This window comes from Stenotrophomonas sp. HITSZ_GD (assembly GCF_029543105.1).
Taxonomy (GTDB): domain Bacteria; phylum Pseudomonadota; class Gammaproteobacteria; order Xanthomonadales; family Xanthomonadaceae; genus Stenotrophomonas_A.
This window is the reverse complement of sequence record NZ_JARQXB010000013.1, coordinates 78,303-94,423: the sequence shown is the minus strand read 5'-3', so window position 1 is coordinate 94,423 and position 16,121 is coordinate 78,303. Positions and strand designations below refer to the sequence as shown.

Genomic DNA, 16,121 nt, shown 5'->3' with positions numbered 1-16,121 from the left:
GTCTTGCCGTGGTCGACGTGACCGATGGTGCCGACGTTGACGTGCGGCTTGGTGCGCTCGAACTTACCCTTGGCCATGGCTGATTCTTCTCGGTGTTCGTTGAAAGGTATGGCGGCTTGAAGATGGTGCTCACGAAAGGAATCGAACCTTCGACCTCCTCCTTACCAAGGAGGTGCTCTACCGACTGAGCTACGTGAGCGAGTTGCGTATTGTGGCACGTTTTCCGTTCAATGGAGCGGGAGACGGGAATCGAACCCGCACCATCAGCTTGGAAGGCTGAGGTTCTACCGTTGAACTACTCCCGCATCGGGATGACTTGCCACAACGTGAAACTGGTGGAGGGAGGTGGATTCGAACCACCGAAGGCGTAAGCCAGCAGATTTACAGTCTGCCCCCGTTGGCCGCTTGGGTATCCCTCCGGATTTTCCACCCGTCAATCGTGGCCGCGAGGCCATTCAAGCCGGTGTGGAGAGCCCGCAATTTTGGGCGGCCCCCCGATGGTTGTCAACAAAAATTTACATCTTTTTGGGTGCGCGACGCGCGTCGGCGCCGCCCGGGTTACACGTTGAAGCGGAAGTGCAGCACGTCACCTTCCTGCACCCGGTACTCCTTGCCTTCCAGGCGCAGGCGACCGGCTTCCTTGGCCCCCGCCTCGCCCTTGTACTTGATGAAGTCGTCGAAGGAGATCGTCTCGGCGCGGATGAAGCCGCGCTCGAAATCGGTATGGATCACCGCGGCGGCCTGCGGCGCGGTGGCGCCGGCCTTCACCGTCCAGGCGCGCACTTCCTTGACGCCCGCGGTGAAGTAGGTCTGCAGTCCGAGCAACTTGTAGGCGGCGCGAATCACGCGGTTCAGGCCCGGCTCGTCCAGGCCCAAGTCAGCCAGGAACGCATCGCGATCCGCATCGTCCAGCTGCGCCAGCTCTTCCTCGATCGCCGCCGACACCGGCACCACTTCGGCCCCCTCGGCCTCGGCATGCTTGCGCACCGCTTCCAGGTGCGGGTTGTTCTCGAAGCCGTCTTCCAGCACGTTGGCGATATACATCACCGGCTTGAGCGTGAGCAGGAACAGGTCGCGGACCAGGGCCTTTTCCTCCTCGTCCAGGCCAGCCGAGCGACCCGGCTTGCCCTCGGCCAGTGCGGCCTGCAGCTTGGCCAGCACGGGCTTGCGCGCGGCCGCTTCCTTGTCGCCACCCTTGGCGGCGCGCTCGGCACGGTTGAGCGCCTTCTCCACGCTGTCCAGGTCGGCCAGCGCCAGTTCGGTGTCGATGGTCTCGATGTCCGACAGCGGGTCCACCTTGCCGGCCACGTGCACGATGTCGCCGTGTTCGAAGCAGCGCACCACGTGGGTGATCGCATCGACCTCGCGGATGTGCGCCAGGAACTTGTTGCCCAGGCCCTCGCCGCTCGCCGCGCCGGCGACCAGGCCGGCGATGTCGACGAACTCCACCGCGGTCGGCACGACCTTCTGCGGCTTCACGATCTCCGACAGCTGGTTCAGGCGCAGGTCCGGCACCGGGACGATGCCGACATTCGGCTCGATCGTGCAGAACGGGAAATTGGCCGCGGCGATGCCCGCCTTGGTCAGCGCGTTGAACAGGGTCGACTTGCCGACGTTAGGCAGGCCGACAATGCCGCATTTGATGCCCATGATTGATCCGGGGATTGGTGATTCGGGATTCGGGATTCGCGCGGCGTACCGGCAAATCCCGAATCCCCAACCATCAAGCCTTGGCGGTATTGAGGCGCTTGGTCGCCTCGTTGAAGTTACCTGATGCGGCCAGCGGCAGCACGGCGATGGCGTCGTCGATGGCACGCCCGATCAGCACGTCGTCCTCGCCCTTGGCCCGGCCCAGCACCCAGGGAACCACCTTGTCCTTGTGGCCGGGATGGCCGATGCCCACGCGCAGGCGATGGAACTTGCCGTGGCCCAGCAATCGGATCGTGTCGCGCAGGCCGTTCTGGCCACCATGGCCGCCGTCGAACTTCAGACGGGCAATGCCCGGCGCAAGATCGAGTTCGTCGTGGGCCACGAGCATCTGCTCGGGCTCGATCTTCCAGAAGCGCAGCGCCGCGGTGATCGACTTGCCACTGAGGTTCATGAAGGTGGCCGGCTTGAGCAGCCACACCGGCTGGCCGGCGATGTCCACGCGGGCCACCTCGCCGAACAGCTTGGATTCCAGGTTCCAGCGCGCGCCCGCCGAGTCGGCGAGGGCGTCGACGAAACGAAACCCGGCGTTGTGCCGGGTTTGGGCGTGTTCCGGACCGGGATTGCCGAGTCCGACGATCAGTCGCAGTCCAGGCATGCCGTCACCACCGCAACGCTCCCCCGCGCGCAAGGCGCGGGGGAGACGCGGCGATTACTTGTCCTCGCCTTCGGCCGCCGGGGCCTCGGCTTCTTCGCGACCGTGCTTGGCGATCACGACGGCGACGTCGTGCTCCTTGCCCAGCTTCAGCTCCGGGATCTCCACGCCGGACGGCAGCTTGATGTCCGACAGGTGGATCACGTTGCCGACTTCCAGGGCCGACAGGTCGACCTCGATGAACTCCGGCAGGTCCTTCGGCAGGCAGCTCACCTGCACTTCGTTCAGCTCGTGGGTCACGACGACCTCGGCCGACTTGCCGGCCGGCGACTTGTCTTCGTTGATGAAGTGCAGCGGGACCGAGGCATTCAGCTTTTCGTTCTCGTTCACGCGCTGGAAGTCGATGTGCATGATCAGCTGCTTGTACGGGTGGCGCTGCAGGTCACGCAGCAGCACCTTCTGCACGTCGCCGTTGAGGCTCAGGTCCAGGATCGAGGAGTAGAACCACTCGTTCTGCTGGGCCAGCCACACTTCTTCGTGGTCGAGCTGGATGCTGACGGGCTTGAGGTCGCCACCGTAGACGATGGCCGGGATCAGGCCGGCGTGACGCAGGCGGCGGCTCGCACCCTTACCTTCGTCTTCGCGGCGCTGGACCTTGATTTCATGGGTCTTGGACATTTCTTTTCACTACCTAGGTTGAATGAACCGCCTCGCGGCGGTCTTGCGACTCCCCCGCGACCAGGGGAGCCGTTACAGCAAGCCGGTCTCCCGGCTCAATCCACGTAAAGCGAGCTGACCGATTCGCCGAAGGCGATGCGCCGGATGGTCTCGGCGAGCAGTTCGGCCACGCTCAGCTGGCGAATCTTGGGGCACACGCGCGCCTGGTCGGAGAGCGGAATCGTGTCGGTGACGACGATCTCGTCCAGCTGCGAGTTGGTGATGTTGTCCACCGCCGGGCCCGAGAACACCGGGTGCGTGCAGTAGGCCACCACCTTCACCGCGCCGCGCTGCTTCAGCGCTGCGGCCGCGGCGCACAGCGTGCCGGCGGTGTCGACCAGGTCGTCCACCAGCACGCAGGTCTTGCCCTGCACGTCGCCGATGATGTTCATCACCGTGGCGACGTTCGCGCGCGGGCGGCGCTTGTCGATGATGGCCAGGTCGGCGTCGTCCAGGCGCTTGGCGACCGCACGGGCACGCACCACGCCGCCGACGTCCGGCGAGACCACGATCAGGTTGTCGGTGCCGTAGGCGCGCCAGATGTCGGCCAGCAGCAACGGCGAGGCGTACACGTTGTCGACCGGGACATCGAAAAAGCCCTGGATCTGGTCGGCATGCAGGTCCACCGTCAACACGCGGTCGGCGCCGATGGCGCTGACCATCTTGGCGGCGACCTTGGCGGTGATCGGCACGCGCGAGGAGCGCATGCGGCGATCCTGCCGCGAATAACCGAAGTACGGGATGACCGCGGTGACGGACGCGGCGCTGGCGCGCTTGAGCGCGTCGATCAGCACCAGCAGTTCCATCAGGTTTTCCGCGCTCGGCGCGCAGGTCGGCTGCACCACGAACACTTCCTGCCGACGCACGCTCTCCTCGATCTCGACCTGCACTTCCCCGTCGGAGAAACGCGAGACCAGGGCCTTGCCCATGCGTACGCCCAGCTCCTTGCAGATGCTCTGCGTCAACTGCTTGTTGGCATTGCCGGAAAAGACCAGCAGGTTGCGTTCGTCTTGCATGGAGAAGGCTCGGGCGGCGGCGGGAAAGCGGGTCGTGCGTGCATCCGCGGCGCGCTGGCGGGCGCGCGGCCGCAAATGGCAGGGGCGGTAGGATTCGAACCTACGAATGCCAGGATCAAAACCTGGTGCCTTGGGCCTCTTGGCGACGCCCCTGCATCAAACCTTCATCGCCGCCAGCGTATCGAGCAGCGCGGACCTTGCGGCCCCGCCGGCGATCCAGGCGCGCAGCTCCACCGGCAGTTCGGCACGCGCGCGCTCGGCGGCGTGCAACGAATCGAACTCGACGAAACAGCCGCCACCCGAGCCGGTCAAGCGCGGCGAGCCGACACGCGCCAGGGCCTGGAACACCGCCTCCACGGCGGGTTCGCGGCGGCGCAGCACCGGCTCGAACGCGTTGTCGAGCAGGGTTCCGGAAGCGAAGTCCGCTATTTTCACGGGCGCGGCATCGCGCGTCAAATCGGGAGCCCGAAAAAGTTCGGGGGTCGGCACATGGACGCCCGGATCCACGAGCAGGTACCACGCGGGCGGCAGGTCGATCGGCGTCAGCCGCTCCCCCACCCCCTCGGCCCAGGCGTTGTGGCCGTGGATGAATACGGGAACGTCGGCGCCGAGCCGCTGGCCGAGCGCCGCCAGTCGCTCCACCGGCCAGCGCAGGCCCCACAAGGCGTTGAGCCCGACCAACACGGTAGCGGCATCCGACGACCCACCCCCGAACCCGCCGCCGGCCGGAATGCGCTTTTCGACGCGGATATCCGCCGAAAGCGAGCAGTTGGCCGACAAACGGAGCAATTCAGCCGCGCGCACGACCAGATCGTCGGCCTCCGCCACCCCGGGCGCGGACGGCCCGATCCGGCGGATGGTGCCGGCCGGCCCCGGACGCAAGTGAACGGTGTCGCCCCAGTCGAGGATGCGAAAAACGGTCTGCAGATCGTGGTAGCCGTCGGCACGCCGCCCCACCACGCGCAGGAACAGGTTGAGCTTGGCCGGGGCCGGCCAGGTCGACCAGCCCTCGGAAACCCCCTGGTTCATGGCGAGGCCACGTCCCACTGGTCCAGCACCAGGCGGACCTTCGCGTCGCCGCTGCTGGCCTCGATGCGCCTGGGCAGGGCCGGGCGGTCGGCCTGCGCGGGAAACCATTCCTGGTAATCCACCCGCCAGCCAGCCTGTTCGAGCGCCGCCGGCCGTCCTTCGGCATCGCGCACCACGCCCGCCTGGCCTTCGTCGACCAGGCCGCGCACCCACGCCGGCAACCCCTCGACCGGAATCTGCCAGCCGGTGGCCTGGAACAGCATCTCCTGGGCGTCGTCGCCACTGCGCGGACCGCCCTCCACACCGTCCAGCCGGGCCTGCCCGGTGGCGCCCTCGCCGCTCAGCACCCAGCTCTGCCGGGTGACCGGCGCGCTCAACTGGATGCGGTAATCACGCCCGGTCTGGCGCCAGTCCACGCGCCCGCTGCCGCCATTGCGGCCCTTACTGATGGCCGCCCGGCCCTGGAAGGACCAATCCGGATGGGCGCGCAACCACGCCTGCCGCGCGGCTTCGGCCTGGCGCGCCTCGGCGCTCACCGGCACCGGCGCGGCGGGGGCCGAGGGACGCGGCGCCGGACCTGCGCACGCCGACAGCAACGCGGCCGCCAAGCACAGCGGCAGCGCCTGACCACGGAAACTCATAGACCGTACTTCTCCTTGATGCGCTGCAAGGCCCGGTTGTCGGGATCAATGGTGCGCGCCTGCTCGGCATAGTGCCGCGCCTCGTCCTGCTGGCCGCTGACCCACAGCACCTCGGCCAGGTGCGCGCCGATCTCCGCATCCTTGGCCAGCGACCACGCGCGCCGCAGCTGCACCAGGGCATCGCGGTTGCGGCCCATGCGATAGAGCACCCAGCCGTAGCTGTCGATGATGGCGGGGTTGTCGGGGGCGGCGGTGCGCGCGCGCTCGATCAGCGCCAGCGCCTCCCTGTAGCGCGTGGTGCGGTCGGCCAGCGTGTAGCCGAGCGCGTTGAGCGCGGCCACGCTCTCCGGTTCGGTCACCAGGATCTTGCGCAGGTCGGCCTCGGCGCGGGGAATGTCGTCGCGACGCTCCCAGGCCAGTCCGCGCGCATAGAGCAGCGCGTTGTCGTCCGGGTAGGCGGCCAGGCCGCGGGCGAAGGCGTCCAGCTCCCCGGCGGCGTCGCCCTGCGTCTGCCGCAGCTCGGCCTCCAGCACATAGGCATCGCGCCGCGCATCGTCGTCGGCATCGGCATCGCCCTGCAGCGCCTGCACGGTGTCGTAGGCTTCCTGCCGGCGGTCAAGCTTGAACAGCGCATTGGCCGTGCGCAGCCGTGCCTCGCTGCGCTGCGGGCCGCCGGGTACGCCGCGATACCAGTCCACCGCTTCCTGGTAGCGCTCCAGGTACTCGGCCATCTTGCCCAGCAGCAGGCGCCGCTGCGGGTCCGGGGAACCGGCATTGGCCTTCAGCTCGTCATACAGCGCGGTCAGCGCCGCCTCGTCGTGCTGCTTGGCCAGCAACGAGGCCCGCAGTCCGTAGGTATTGGTGTCCTGCGGGCCGGCGGCCAGCACCTTGGCCGCCGCGGCCGGCTCGCCCAGGCCGTCGTAGCTGTACGCCAGCGCGGCGCGCAGTTCCGGGTCGCGTGCGGCCTGGGGCTCCACCCCGCGCAGCAGGGCCAGCGCCTCCTCGCGCTTGCCGGCCTGGGAGAGCTGGTTGGCGTGCAGCAGGGCCACGCGCGGCTCCTGCGGGAAGCGGCGCACGACCTCATCGACGATCTGCTTGGTCAGCGCCGGGCGCTCCATGCGCAGCGCCAGCCGGCCGAACTCCTGCCAGGCCTCGATCTCGTTCGGGATCGCGCCGGCCGAGACCAGCGTGCCCATCACCTGGGCCACTGCGTCCGGCTCGCGCGAGGCGCTGGCCAGCGCGACCAGGGCGAAACGCCAGCCGCGCGGATCAGGATCGCGCAACAGCGATTCGAGCTGCTTGCGCGCCTGCCGCCGCTCGCCCTTGCGCAGCGCCAGCGTGGCCTCGGTGCTGCGCATGGCCAGCGACTGCGGGGCGCGCTGGCGCCACAGCGCCAACGCCTGGGCGGCACTGGCATCGTCGTCGGCCAGCATGGCGATGCGCGCGGCGCGCTCGGCCAGGCCGGCGTCGTCGGGGGTCTCGCGGGCCGCCTGCAGGTACCAGCGCGTGGCCTCCTGCAACTCGCCGGCCTGCAGGGCGAATTCGCCGGCCAGCACCGGTTCCAGGTGGCTGTCCGTGCCGGCCTGCGGCGGCGCCGGCGGGCGCGCCGCGGCGGTGGCGGCGCATGTCGACAACAGAAGAACGCTGAGGACTCGCAGGAAAACGGGCATCGTGGGCTGCCGGGCCGTAAAATGGGGGCCCTGAATGGCCAGCAGCTTATCGCAAGCGACCCGAATGAGTTTGTGGGTGCTCGGACTCAACCACCAGACCGCACCGGTGGATCTGCGTGAACGCGCCGCGTTCGATGGCGAGGCGTTGCCGCGCGCGCTCGACTCGCTGCGCGCCCTGCCCGAGGTCGCCGAAGCGGCGCTGCTGTCCACCTGCAACCGCACCGAACTGTATGCCGTGGCCGAGGATGCGGCATCGCTGACGCGCTGGCTCGACGCCCATGCGCCGGGCCTGCAGGCCTACCTCTACCAGCACCAGGACAGCGAGGCGGTGCGCCACCTGTTCCGCGTCGCCACCGGGCTGGACTCGATGGTGCTGGGCGAGCCGCAGATCCTGGGCCAGGTGAAGGACGCCTGGGCGGCCGCGCGCCAGCACGGCGCGCTCGGCAACCGCCTGGACCGTCTATTCCAGCAGACCTTCTCCGTGGCCAAACGCGCCCGCACCGACACCCGCATCGGCGCCAATCCGGTTTCGGTGGCGTCCACCGCGGTGCGTCTGGCGCAGGAATCGTTCACCCGCCTCGACGAATCCACCGTGCTGCTGATCGGCGCCGGCGAGACCATCGAGCTGGCCGCGGCCCACCTCAGCGAAGGCAAGGTCAAGCGCCTGCTCATCGCCAACCGCACGCTGGCCCATGCGCAGGCCCTGGCGAGCCAGCACGGCGGCTACGCGCTGCCGCTGGACGAGCTGCCGCGCCACCTGGCCGAGGCCGACGTGGTGTTCTCGGCCACCGCCGCGCGCGAGCCCATCGTCGGCAAGCGGCTGGTGGAAGACGCGCTGCGCGCGCGCCGGCGCAAGCCGGTGCTGCTGTTCGACCTGGCGGTGCCGCGCGACATCGACCCGGCCGTGGCCGAACTCGGCGATGCCTACCTGTATACCGTCGACGACCTCGAACGCGCAGTGGAGGACAACCGCCGCAGCCGGCGCGAGGCCGCCAGCGCGGCCGAGGCGATCATCGAGCTGCAGGTCGCGCGCTACATGGAAAGCCAGCAGGCCAGCGCGCACCACGCCCCGCTCAAGCGCCTGCGCGCGTTCGGCGAGGGCACCCGCGACGAATTGCTGGCCAAGGCGCGCGCCCAGCTGTCCAACGGCCGCTCCGCCGAGGAAGTGCTGGAACAACTCGCGCACGGCCTGACCAACCGCTTGCTGCATCCGCCGACCGCCGCGCTGCGCGAGGCCGCGCTCAGCGGCGATGCCGAACTCGCGCGCGCCGCCGACCGCCTGTTCCCGGAAAAGCCGGGCTATTCGCATCCCGCAACGACGCCTCCCATCGTGACCCCGAATGACGCCGACCCTTCGCCGTAAGCTCGAAGCGCTGGCCGAACGCCGCGAAGAACTGGAACGCCTGCTTTCCGATCCCGAGGTTGTCGGCGACAACGAACGCTTCCGCGCGTTCTCGCGCGAATTCGCCCAGCTCGAACCGGTGGCGTTGGCGCTGGCCGAGGAAGCGCGCGCCAAGGCCGACCTCGCCGCCGCCGAGGCGATGCGCTCGGATCCCGAGCTGCGCGAGATGGCCGAGGAGGAAGCCGCCGCCGCGCACGCCCGGCTGGAGGCGCTCGACGGCCAGCTCGCCCTGCTGCTGGTGCCGCGCGATCCGCGCGACGAAGGCAACCTGTTCCTGGAAGTGCGCGCCGGCACCGGCGGCGACGAGGCGGCGATCTTCGCCGGCGACCTGTTCCGCATGTACGCCCGCTACGCCGAGCGTCAGGGCTGGAAGGTGGAGGTCGAATCCGACAACCCGGGCGAGCATGGCGGCTACAAGGAAATCGTCGCCCGCATCGTCGGCCGTGGCGCGTATTCGCGGCTGAAGTTCGAATCCGGCACCCACCGCGTGCAGCGCGTGCCGGCCACCGAATCGCAGGGGCGCATCCATACCTCCGCGGCGACCGTGGCGATCATCCCGGAGGCCGACGACGTGGAAGAGATCGAGATCAACCCGGCCGACCTGAAAGTGGATACCTTCCGCTCCTCCGGTGCCGGCGGCCAGCACGTCAACAAGACCGAATCGGCGATCCGCATCACCCACGTGCCGACCGGCGTGGTGGTCGAGTGCCAGACCGAGCGCAGCCAGCACGCCAATCGCGACAAGGCGATGAAGCGGCTCAAGGCGCAGCTGCTCGATGCCGAGCGCAGCAAGCAGGCCGCCGCGCAGGCCGAGAGCCGCCGCTTGCAGGTCGGCAGCGGCGACCGCAGCCAGCGCATCCGCACCTACAACTTCCCGCAGGGCCGCATCACCGACCATCGCGTCGAAGGGCTGACCTTGTACGACCTGCCCAACATCATCGAAGGCGACCTGGGCGACCTCATCGGCCGCCTGCAGCACGAGCATCAGGTCGACGAACTGGCCCGCCTGGGCGCGGCGTGAACCCCACCGCCTCGCCTGGGCAGGAACACGCGCAGCTGCGCGAAGCCGTGCGGCGCAACCCCGCCGACTTCATCGCCTGGCTGATGCTGGCCGACGCCGAGATGGGCGTGGGCGCACTGGAGGCCGCCGGGCATGCCCTGCAGCGCGCGCAGGCGTTGCGCGGCGACCATCCCGAAACCCTGGCCCGGCGTGGCCGCCTGCACTGGATGCGCGCCGAGCACGCCGCCGCCGTCACGTTGTTGCGGCACGCCGCCGCGCTGATGCCGCAGCATCCGGGCATCGCGCTGTGGCTGGGCCACGCGTTGGAAGACGCCGGCGACGCCGAGCCGGCGGCGCAGGCCTACGCCATCGCGCATCGGCTGATGCCCGATGCGCCGGGAATCGCGGCGCAGGCGCTCAACTGGCAACGCCGCCTGTGCGACTGGACGCAGCTCGATGCGCTGTCGCGGCAGGTGCGCCAGGCGGTTGCCCAGGGCCAACCTGGCGTGGAGCCCTTCGCGTTCCTCAGCGAGGACAGCAGCGCGGCCGAACAACTGGCCTGCGCGCGCCTGCGCGCCGCCCCCCTCGCCCGGCTCCGCCCGCTTGCACCCACCCAGGTCCGCCGCGAGGGCCCGCTGCGCCTGGGCTTCCTGTCCAACGGCTTCGGCGCCCATCCCACCGGCCTGCTCACGGTGGCGATGTTCGAAGCGTTGCGCGCGCATCCGCAGGTGCAGGCACAGCTGTTCGCGCTCAACCGCGACGACGGCAGCGAGATCCGTCGCCGCCTGGCCGCCGCCGCCCCGCTGCACGACGTGGCCGGTCAGCCGCACCAGGCCATTGCGCACAGCCTGCGCGGCGCGGGCATCGACCTGCTGTTCGACCTGCGCGGCTGGGGCGGTGGTGGCGCGCCCGAAGTGCTGGCGTTGCGCCCGGCGCCGGTGCAGATCAACTGGCTGGCCTACCCCGGCACGTCCGGCGCGCCGTGGATCGACTACGTGATCGGCGATGCCTTCGCCCTGCCCGACGCGCTGGCGCCGCACTACAGCGAAACCGTGCTGCGCCTGCCGCGCGCATTCCAGCCTTCCGACACCACCCGCATCGTGGAGGAACCGCCTCCGCGCAGTGCGTGTGGCCTGCCCGAGGACGGCGTGGTGTTCTGCTGTTTCAACAACAGCTACAAGCTCAACCCGCGCAGCTTCGGCCGCCTGATGGCGGTGCTGCGCGGCGTGCCGGGCAGCGTGCTGTGGCTGCTCTCCGGCCCCGGGCACGCCGATGCGCGGCTGCGCGCGGCGGCCGGGCGCGAGGGCATCGACCCGCGGCGGCTGGTGTTCATGCCCAAGCTGCCGCACCCGGCGTACCTGGCGCGCTACCGCCATGCGGACCTGTTCCTGGACACGCATCCGTACAACGCGCACACGACCGCCTCCGACGCGCTGTGGGCCGGCTGCCCGGTGCTCACCACGCCCGGGCAGACGTTCGCCGCGCGCGTGGCCGGCAGCCTCAACCATCACCTGGGGCTGGACGCGCTCAACCTGGCCGACGACGCCGGCTTCGTCGCGCATGCCGTCGCGCTGGGCAATACGCCGGCGCGCTTGTCGGCGCTGCGCGGCGAACTGGCCGCGCGGCGCGCCGCCAGCAGCCTGTTCGACATGGCCGGATTCGCACGCGATTTCGCCGCGCTGGCCGGCGACATCGGCCGCCGCCACGGCTGGCACGGCTGAGCCGCCGGCGCCTGTACGGCCCGCGGGCCAACGGCTAGGCTGGCCGCATGACCGCCCATACCGATCTCATTCCGCTGCGCCTGTGCGTACTCACCGTGTCCGATAGCCGCACGCTGGCCGAGGACACCTCCGGCGCCTACCTCTGCGACGCGCTGGCCGAGGCTGGCCACGTGCTGCACGAACGCGCCCTCGCCCCGGACGACCGCTACCGCCTGCGCGCCATCGTGTCGGCCTGGATCGCCGATCCGGCGGTGGACGGCATCCTGGTCACCGGCGGCACCGGCTTCACCGGCCGCGACAGCACGCCCGAGGCGCTGCTGCCGCTGCTGGACAAGACCATGCCCGGCTTCGGCGAGCTGTTCCGCGCGATCAGCTTCGAGGAAATCGGCACCTCCTCGCTGCAATCGCGCGCCTTCGCCGGCCTGGCCAACGGCACCTTCCTGTTCGCCCTGCCCGGCTCGGGCTCGGCATGCCGCACCGGCTGGGAAAAGATCATCCGCGCCCAGCTCGACGCGCGCACCCGCCCCTGCAACCTGGCGACACTGCGCCCACGCCTGCACGAGTAGGCTGGCCGCGCCTACCCCGAGAGGACACGCGATGGCGCTCAAGCGCAAGGAATACGAAAAGCTCGTCAAGCCGCTGCAGCTTGAGCTGGTCTCGATGGCGCGCTGGCTGCAGCACACCGGGCAACGCGCCCTGGTGCTGCTGGAGGGGCGCGACACCGCCGGCAAGGGCGGCGTGATCCAGGCCATTTCCGAGCATCTCAATCCGCGCCAGTGCCGGGTGGTCGCGCTGCCCAAGCCCAGCGACCGCGAGAGCACGCAGTGGTATTTCCAGCGCTACGTCGCCCATCTGCCGGCCGCCGGCGAACTCGTGTTGATGGACCGCAGCTGGTACAACCGTGCCGGCGTCGAGCACGTGATGGGCTTTTGCACCGAGCAGCAGTACACGACCTTCCTGCACCAGGCCCCGCGCTTCGAGCACCTGCTGGTGGAGGACGGCATCCTGCTGTTCAAGTACTGGCTCACGGTGGACCAGAAGGAACAGGAAGCCCGTTTCGCCGAGCGCCACGAAGACCCGCTGAAGGGCTGGAAGCTCTCCCCGGTCGACCTGCAATCGCGCACCGCTTACGCCGACTACACCCGCGCGCGCGAGGCCATGCTGCAAGCCACCCACACCGAGTGGGCGCCGTGGACGCTGGTGGACTTCAACGACCAGAAGCGGGGCCGCCTCACGCTGATCCGCGACCTGCTCGACCGCCTGCCCGATGTGCACCTGCCGTCCGACGAACCGGACCTGCCGCCGTTGCCCGGCAAGCTGCACAAGGAGAAGTTCGGCGTGTTGCAGCCGATCCGGTCCTACCAGCTGGACTGAGCGCCGCCCGCGGCCGCGGCCGATTCGCGCTCGCGCGCGGCGGCGTCCAGCGCCGCCAGCGCGGCGCGATGCAATTGCAGGAAGGCCGGCCACAACGGCTGGGCGGCCTCGACCTGGGTGAGGTCGTCGCCGCCTTCGCGGCGCAGGTTGGGGCAGCGCGCCAGCAACCACGCCTCCAGCGTCATGCCGTCGGGCAGCTGCACCGTGGAGGCGCCGAGCAGCCAATCGCGCAGCAGCTGGCGGAAATCGGTGGCCAAGGCGTAGGCCACGTCCACCTGGTCCAGGTCGGCCTGCGGGTTCCAGGCCAGGCGGCCGATGCGCCAGCCGCGCTCGCGCAGGTGCACGATGCCGGGCACCAGCGGCCGCAGCGCACGCAGCAGGCGCCACTGGACCTGCAAGGCTTCGTGTTCGCCGCCGCTGGTGGCGGCGATGGCCAGTTCGTAGCGGCGCGCGAGCAGCGCCGGGCGTTCGTCGAGCACGGCCGGGCCGGGGTCGGCCTGCAGCAGCAGCGCCTCGGCACGCAGGGCGGCGGTATCGGGCAACGCGTCGTCGCCATCGCGCAAGGGCACGCCATGGTCCACCAGCGCCAGCGCCAGGCCCAGGGCGCGCTGGCGTTGCTGCTGGCGCACGCGCCGCTGCTCGGCCAGCCACCAGGCGTCGTGTTGCTGCTGCAGGCGGCGCAGCACCTGCGCGCCGTCCAGATCGCGCCACGGGCGGCGGCCGGCATCGTCCGGGTCGAAGCGCTGCGGGTCCGGCAGCGCGTCCTCGGCCGGCAGGCTGTCGTCGAGGGCATCGGCGCCCAGCGCCACCAGCGCCATCAGGTCCACGCCGGAGGAGGCGCTGAAGGTCATCCGCGCCCACTGCGCACGCCACGCCGAAAACAGCAGCAGGATGGCGAAACCGATCGCCACGCCGACCTGCACCGCCGGCGGCTGGCCGGCGATGACCACCGCCGAGAGCGTGCACAGCGCCAGGCCCAGCAGGATCCAGAACGTGCGTGCGCGTCGTCCCGCGCGCGCGCGCCGCCGTCGCCATGTCGTCATCGCCCTTCCCCTTGGTCGCAGATCGATGCCGATATATCGGCACCCGGCCCCGGCGCTTGCGCGTCCGGTATCAAAAACGCTTAGCCGGTCAAGAAACCGGCCGGCACGGGCGCCGCGTGGGCCTGCCGGTCGAGCCGGTCCACGCGCGCCAACGCAGGTCCCAGCAACAACCGTGCCGCGAGCGTCTCGATCGCCTCCGGCGTGCCGGCCACGACCACCTCCACGTCCCCATCGGCCAGGTTGCGCGCCCAGCCGTCCAGCCCCAGCCCGACGGCCTGCGCGCGGGTCCACGCGCGGAAGCCCACGCCCTGCACGCGGCCGCTCACGCGCAGGCGCGCCTGCGCCATCAGCCGACCTTGCCGCCGGCGGCGGTGATGGCCGCCTCGATGTCGCGCGCTTCCACCGGGCCCAGGAACTGCTTGGCGACCTTGCCGTCCGGCCCGATCAGGTAGCTCATCGGCAGGCCGCGCGGCACGGCGAAGTCGGCCGGCGGCTGGTAGGTGTCGACGATGGCGATCGGATAGGCCACCGGGTGCGCCTTGAGGAATTCCTGCATCTCCGCCGGCTCGATGTCCTCGTAGGCCAAGCCGACCACCTCCACGTTGTTGCGCATCGCATGCAACGCCGACAGCTCGGGCATCTCCTTCAGGCACGGCCCGCACCAGGTCGCCCAGAAATTAATGACGACCCACTTGCCGCGGTGTTCGGCCAGGTCGTAGGTCTTGCCGTCCACGGTGGGCAGCTTGAGCGCGGGCTGCTCAGCGGTGACCTCCCGCGCTGGGGCGGCGGGCTCGGCCGGGGCCGCGGGCTGGGCCGGCGCGGCGGCCGGCTGCGGCGCGGCCGGCGCGGCGGCGGGCTCGGGCTGGCGCTGGCATGCGGCCAGGGCCAGCAGGCAGGTGGCGAGGGCAACGGCGCGGACGGATGTCATGGGGATTCTCCGGAAAAGGTCTTGTAAATGTCGCCCACGCGCCGGCGCAGCATCGCGCGCAGCGGCAGGCGCAGTTCGTCCAGGGCCTGGGAGGCGACCTGCCCCAGCGCATCCTCGCGCCCGGGCAGCGGGCTGTCGTCCACCGGCACGCGCAGCTGGCAGTGTTCGTACAGCTCCAGCAGCGGCACCTCGTCCAGGTCGCGCGCGAGCAGCCAGTGGCCCAGCTCGTCGCGGCGCACCAGGCGGATGCGTTCCAGCTCGCACAGCATCTGCTGCAGCAGGGAGTCGGTGAGCATCGGCTCCAGCGCCAGGATCTGGTCTTCCTCCAGGCCGCTGCCATCGCGCCGCGCCAGCTGGAAACGCCCCAGCAGGCGCAGCAGCGCGTACAGCTCGTAGCCCACCGGCAGGCGCACCCAGGCCGGCTGGTAGCGGAAGGCGGCGATCGAGGAGGCCAGCGAGGCGCCGAGCAGGATCGACACCCAGCACAGGTAGATCCACAGCAGGAAGATCGGCAGGAAGGCCACCGTGCTGCCGTAGATGCGCTCGTAGGACTGGAAGCCGCCCAGGTAGGCGCTGAGCCCCCAGCGCACCAGCTCCAGCAGCAGCACCGCCAGCAGCGCGCCAGGCAACGCGTGGCGCATGCGCACCGGATGGTGGGGCACCAGCCGGTACAGCAGCACGATGGCGACCAGCTCGATGGCCACTGGCGCCAGCGCCAGCAGGCTGCTGGCCAGCGCGCGCCCTTCCACGGTCTGGAACAGCGGCAGCGCGAAGAAACGCACCGAGATCGCCAGGCTGGCCGCGGCGACCATCGCGCCGAGCGTCAGCACGGTCCAGTACACCAGGAAGCGGGCGAACTTCGGCCGCGAGGAGGCCACCCGCCAGATCTGGTTGAAGATTTGCTCCACGCTGTGCAGCGTGATCAGCAGCGAGACCACCAGCGCGATCACGCCGGCGGCGGTGAGCTGCCCCGCCGCGCTGGCCGCCTGCAGCAGGTAGCCCTGCACCGCGCTGGCGGCGCTGGGCACGAAGTGGGCGAAGATGTACTCGCTGAGCCGGTCCTTCCATTCCCCGAACACCGGGAAGGCCGAGAGCACGCCGAACACCACGATCGCCGCCGGCACCAGCGCGAACACCGTGGTGTAGGCCAGCGAGCCGGCGGCCTGGAACAGGCGGTCGTCGAGGAAGCGGTGCCACACGAAACGGCCGAAGCTCACCGCGCGTGCGCGGTCGCGCAGGCGTTCCCGCCACAGGTTCAACGTGTCCCTTGTCGCCATC

At 70.2% G+C, this 16,121-nt stretch carries 16 protein-coding genes and 4 tRNA genes; 5 read left to right on the top strand and 15 right to left on the bottom strand.

The annotated features are described in order from the left end of the window. Positions 1 to 123 precede the first annotated feature (123 nt). From P6166_RS13630 to P6166_RS13580, 11 genes are all read right to left on the bottom strand, one after another. Positions 124 to 199 (bottom strand) — tRNA-Thr (locus tag P6166_RS13630). 32 nt (positions 200 to 231) lie between these two features. Continuing rightward, a tRNA-Gly gene (locus tag P6166_RS13625) sits at positions 232 to 305 on the bottom strand. Between the two features lie 28 nt (positions 306 to 333). After that, positions 334 to 419 (bottom strand) — tRNA-Tyr (locus tag P6166_RS13620). Between the two features lie 139 nt (positions 420 to 558). After that, the gene (gene ychF, locus P6166_RS13615) at positions 559 to 1,650 is read right to left on the bottom strand and encodes a redox-regulated ATPase YchF (RefSeq protein WP_277764998.1); all 1,092 of its coding nucleotides are present in this window, start codon (positions 1,648 to 1,650) and stop codon (positions 559 to 561) included. 73 nt (positions 1,651 to 1,723) lie between these two features. Then, a complete protein-coding gene (gene pth, locus P6166_RS13610) occupies positions 1,724 to 2,305 on the bottom strand; it encodes an aminoacyl-tRNA hydrolase (protein ID WP_277764997.1) in 582 nt (193 codons plus the stop codon). Positions 2,306 to 2,359: 54 nt separating this feature from the next. After that, positions 2,360 to 2,980 (bottom strand): 50S ribosomal protein L25/general stress protein Ctc, encoded by a 621-nt coding sequence (locus tag P6166_RS13605; RefSeq protein WP_277764996.1) that lies wholly within the window; start codon positions 2,978 to 2,980, stop codon positions 2,360 to 2,362. A gap of 95 nt (positions 2,981 to 3,075) precedes the next feature. Beyond that, on the bottom strand, positions 3,076 to 4,035 hold the full coding sequence (locus tag P6166_RS13600) for a ribose-phosphate diphosphokinase (RefSeq protein WP_057648845.1): 960 nt from the start codon (positions 4,033 to 4,035) through the stop codon (positions 3,076 to 3,078). 76 nt (positions 4,036 to 4,111) lie between these two features. Continuing rightward, positions 4,112 to 4,188 (bottom strand) — tRNA-Gln (locus P6166_RS13595). Between the two features lie 3 nt (positions 4,189 to 4,191). Further along, positions 4,192 to 5,064, bottom strand: coding sequence for a 4-(cytidine 5'-diphospho)-2-C-methyl-D-erythritol kinase (ispE, locus tag P6166_RS13590; protein ID WP_277764995.1), 873 nt, complete (start codon positions 5,062 to 5,064; stop codon positions 4,192 to 4,194). Further along, a complete protein-coding gene (gene lolB, locus P6166_RS13585; RefSeq protein WP_277764994.1) occupies positions 5,061 to 5,705 on the bottom strand; it encodes a lipoprotein insertase outer membrane protein LolB in 645 nt (214 codons plus the stop codon). The genes ispE and lolB overlap by 4 nt, the downstream gene beginning before the upstream one ends. After that, positions 5,702 to 7,375 carry a tetratricopeptide repeat protein gene (locus P6166_RS13580; RefSeq protein WP_277764993.1) on the bottom strand — a complete coding sequence of 558 codons (1,674 nt, stop codon included), beginning with the start codon at positions 7,373 to 7,375 and terminating at the stop codon, positions 5,702 to 5,704. The genes lolB and P6166_RS13580 overlap by 4 nt, the downstream gene beginning before the upstream one ends. 64 nt (positions 7,376 to 7,439) lie before the next feature. Here P6166_RS13580 and hemA point away from each other — a divergent pair, with 64 nt between their 5' ends. The 5 genes from hemA to ppk2 are packed head-to-tail and all read left to right on the top strand — an operon-like array spanning position 7,440 to position 12,872. Beyond that, positions 7,440 to 8,738, top strand: coding sequence for a glutamyl-tRNA reductase (gene hemA, locus P6166_RS13575; protein WP_277764992.1), 1,299 nt, complete (start codon positions 7,440 to 7,442; stop codon positions 8,736 to 8,738). Then, on the top strand, positions 8,716 to 9,798 hold the full coding sequence (prfA, locus tag P6166_RS13570) for a peptide chain release factor 1 (protein WP_277764991.1): 1,083 nt from the start codon (positions 8,716 to 8,718) through the stop codon (positions 9,796 to 9,798). Before hemA ends, prfA begins: the two co-directional genes overlap by 23 nt. Next, positions 9,795 to 11,498, top strand: a complete 1,704-nt coding sequence (locus P6166_RS13565; RefSeq protein WP_277764990.1) for a UDP-N-acetylglucosamine-peptide N-acetylglucosaminyltransferase — start codon at positions 9,795 to 9,797, stop codon at positions 11,496 to 11,498. Before prfA ends, P6166_RS13565 begins: the two co-directional genes overlap by 4 nt. 47 nt (positions 11,499 to 11,545) lie before the next feature. Then, the gene (gene moaB, locus P6166_RS13560) at positions 11,546 to 12,064 is read left to right on the top strand and encodes a molybdenum cofactor biosynthesis protein B (protein WP_277764989.1); all 519 of its coding nucleotides are present in this window, start codon (positions 11,546 to 11,548) and stop codon (positions 12,062 to 12,064) included. Positions 12,065 to 12,095: 31 nt separating this feature from the next. Beyond that, on the top strand, positions 12,096 to 12,872 hold the full coding sequence (gene ppk2, locus P6166_RS13555; protein WP_277764988.1) for a polyphosphate kinase 2: 777 nt from the start codon (positions 12,096 to 12,098) through the stop codon (positions 12,870 to 12,872). Here the strand turns inward: ppk2 and P6166_RS13550 are convergent. From P6166_RS13550 to P6166_RS13535, 4 genes are all read right to left on the bottom strand, one after another. Further along, positions 12,857 to 13,915: a hypothetical protein gene (locus P6166_RS13550; RefSeq protein ID WP_277764987.1), complete on the bottom strand. Its 1,059-nt coding sequence runs from the start codon at positions 13,913 to 13,915 to the stop codon at positions 12,857 to 12,859. The two genes, ppk2 and P6166_RS13550, sit on opposite strands and share 16 nt — an antisense overlap. Positions 13,916 to 13,995: 80 nt before the next feature. Continuing rightward, positions 13,996 to 14,262: an acylphosphatase gene (locus tag P6166_RS13545; RefSeq protein WP_277764986.1), complete on the bottom strand. Its 267-nt coding sequence runs from the start codon at positions 14,260 to 14,262 to the stop codon at positions 13,996 to 13,998. After that, complete coding sequence (locus P6166_RS13540) at positions 14,262 to 14,849, bottom strand: TlpA disulfide reductase family protein (protein WP_277765002.1); 588 nt, start codon at positions 14,847 to 14,849, stop codon at positions 14,262 to 14,264. The genes P6166_RS13545 and P6166_RS13540 overlap by 1 nt, the downstream gene beginning before the upstream one ends. Beyond that, positions 14,840 to 16,120, bottom strand: a complete 1,281-nt coding sequence (locus P6166_RS13535) for a YihY family inner membrane protein (RefSeq protein ID WP_277764985.1) — start codon at positions 16,118 to 16,120, stop codon at positions 14,840 to 14,842. The genes P6166_RS13540 and P6166_RS13535 overlap by 10 nt, the downstream gene beginning before the upstream one ends. Position 16,121: the final 1 nt, after the last annotated feature.

Bases quoted from the DNA above. Each gene is read 5' to 3' on its own strand.
- moaB (WP_277764989.1), top strand. From the start codon at position 11,546: ATGACCGCCCATACCGATCTCATTCCGCTGCGCCTGTGCGTACTCACC.
- P6166_RS13545 (WP_277764986.1), bottom strand. From the start codon at position 14,262: ATGGCGCAGGCGCGCCTGCGCGTGAGCGGCCGCGTGCAGGGCGTGGGC.
- prfA (WP_277764991.1), top strand. From the start codon at position 8,716: ATGACGCCGACCCTTCGCCGTAAGCTCGAAGCGCTGGCCGAACGCCGC.
- P6166_RS13550 (WP_277764987.1), bottom strand. From the start codon at position 13,915: ATGACGACATGGCGACGGCGGCGCGCGCGCGCGGGACGACGCGCACGC.
- P6166_RS13600 (WP_057648845.1), bottom strand. From the start codon at position 4,035: ATGCAAGACGAACGCAACCTGCTGGTCTTTTCCGGCAATGCCAACAAG.
- P6166_RS13580 (WP_277764993.1), bottom strand. From the start codon at position 7,375: ATGCCCGTTTTCCTGCGAGTCCTCAGCGTTCTTCTGTTGTCGACATGC.
- ispE (WP_277764995.1), bottom strand. From the start codon at position 5,064: ATGAACCAGGGGGTTTCCGAGGGCTGGTCGACCTGGCCGGCCCCGGCC.
- lolB (WP_277764994.1), bottom strand. From the start codon at position 5,705: ATGAGTTTCCGTGGTCAGGCGCTGCCGCTGTGCTTGGCGGCCGCGTTG.
- P6166_RS13605 (WP_277764996.1), bottom strand. From the start codon at position 2,980: ATGTCCAAGACCCATGAAATCAAGGTCCAGCGCCGCGAAGACGAAGGT.
- hemA (WP_277764992.1), top strand. From the start codon at position 7,440: ATGAGTTTGTGGGTGCTCGGACTCAACCACCAGACCGCACCGGTGGAT.
- P6166_RS13535 (WP_277764985.1), bottom strand. From the start codon at position 16,120: ATGGCGACAAGGGACACGTTGAACCTGTGGCGGGAACGCCTGCGCGAC.
- ppk2 (WP_277764988.1), top strand. From the start codon at position 12,096: ATGGCGCTCAAGCGCAAGGAATACGAAAAGCTCGTCAAGCCGCTGCAG.
- ychF (WP_277764998.1), bottom strand. From the start codon at position 1,650: ATGGGCATCAAATGCGGCATTGTCGGCCTGCCTAACGTCGGCAAGTCG.
- pth (WP_277764997.1), bottom strand. From the start codon at position 2,305: ATGCCTGGACTGCGACTGATCGTCGGACTCGGCAATCCCGGTCCGGAA.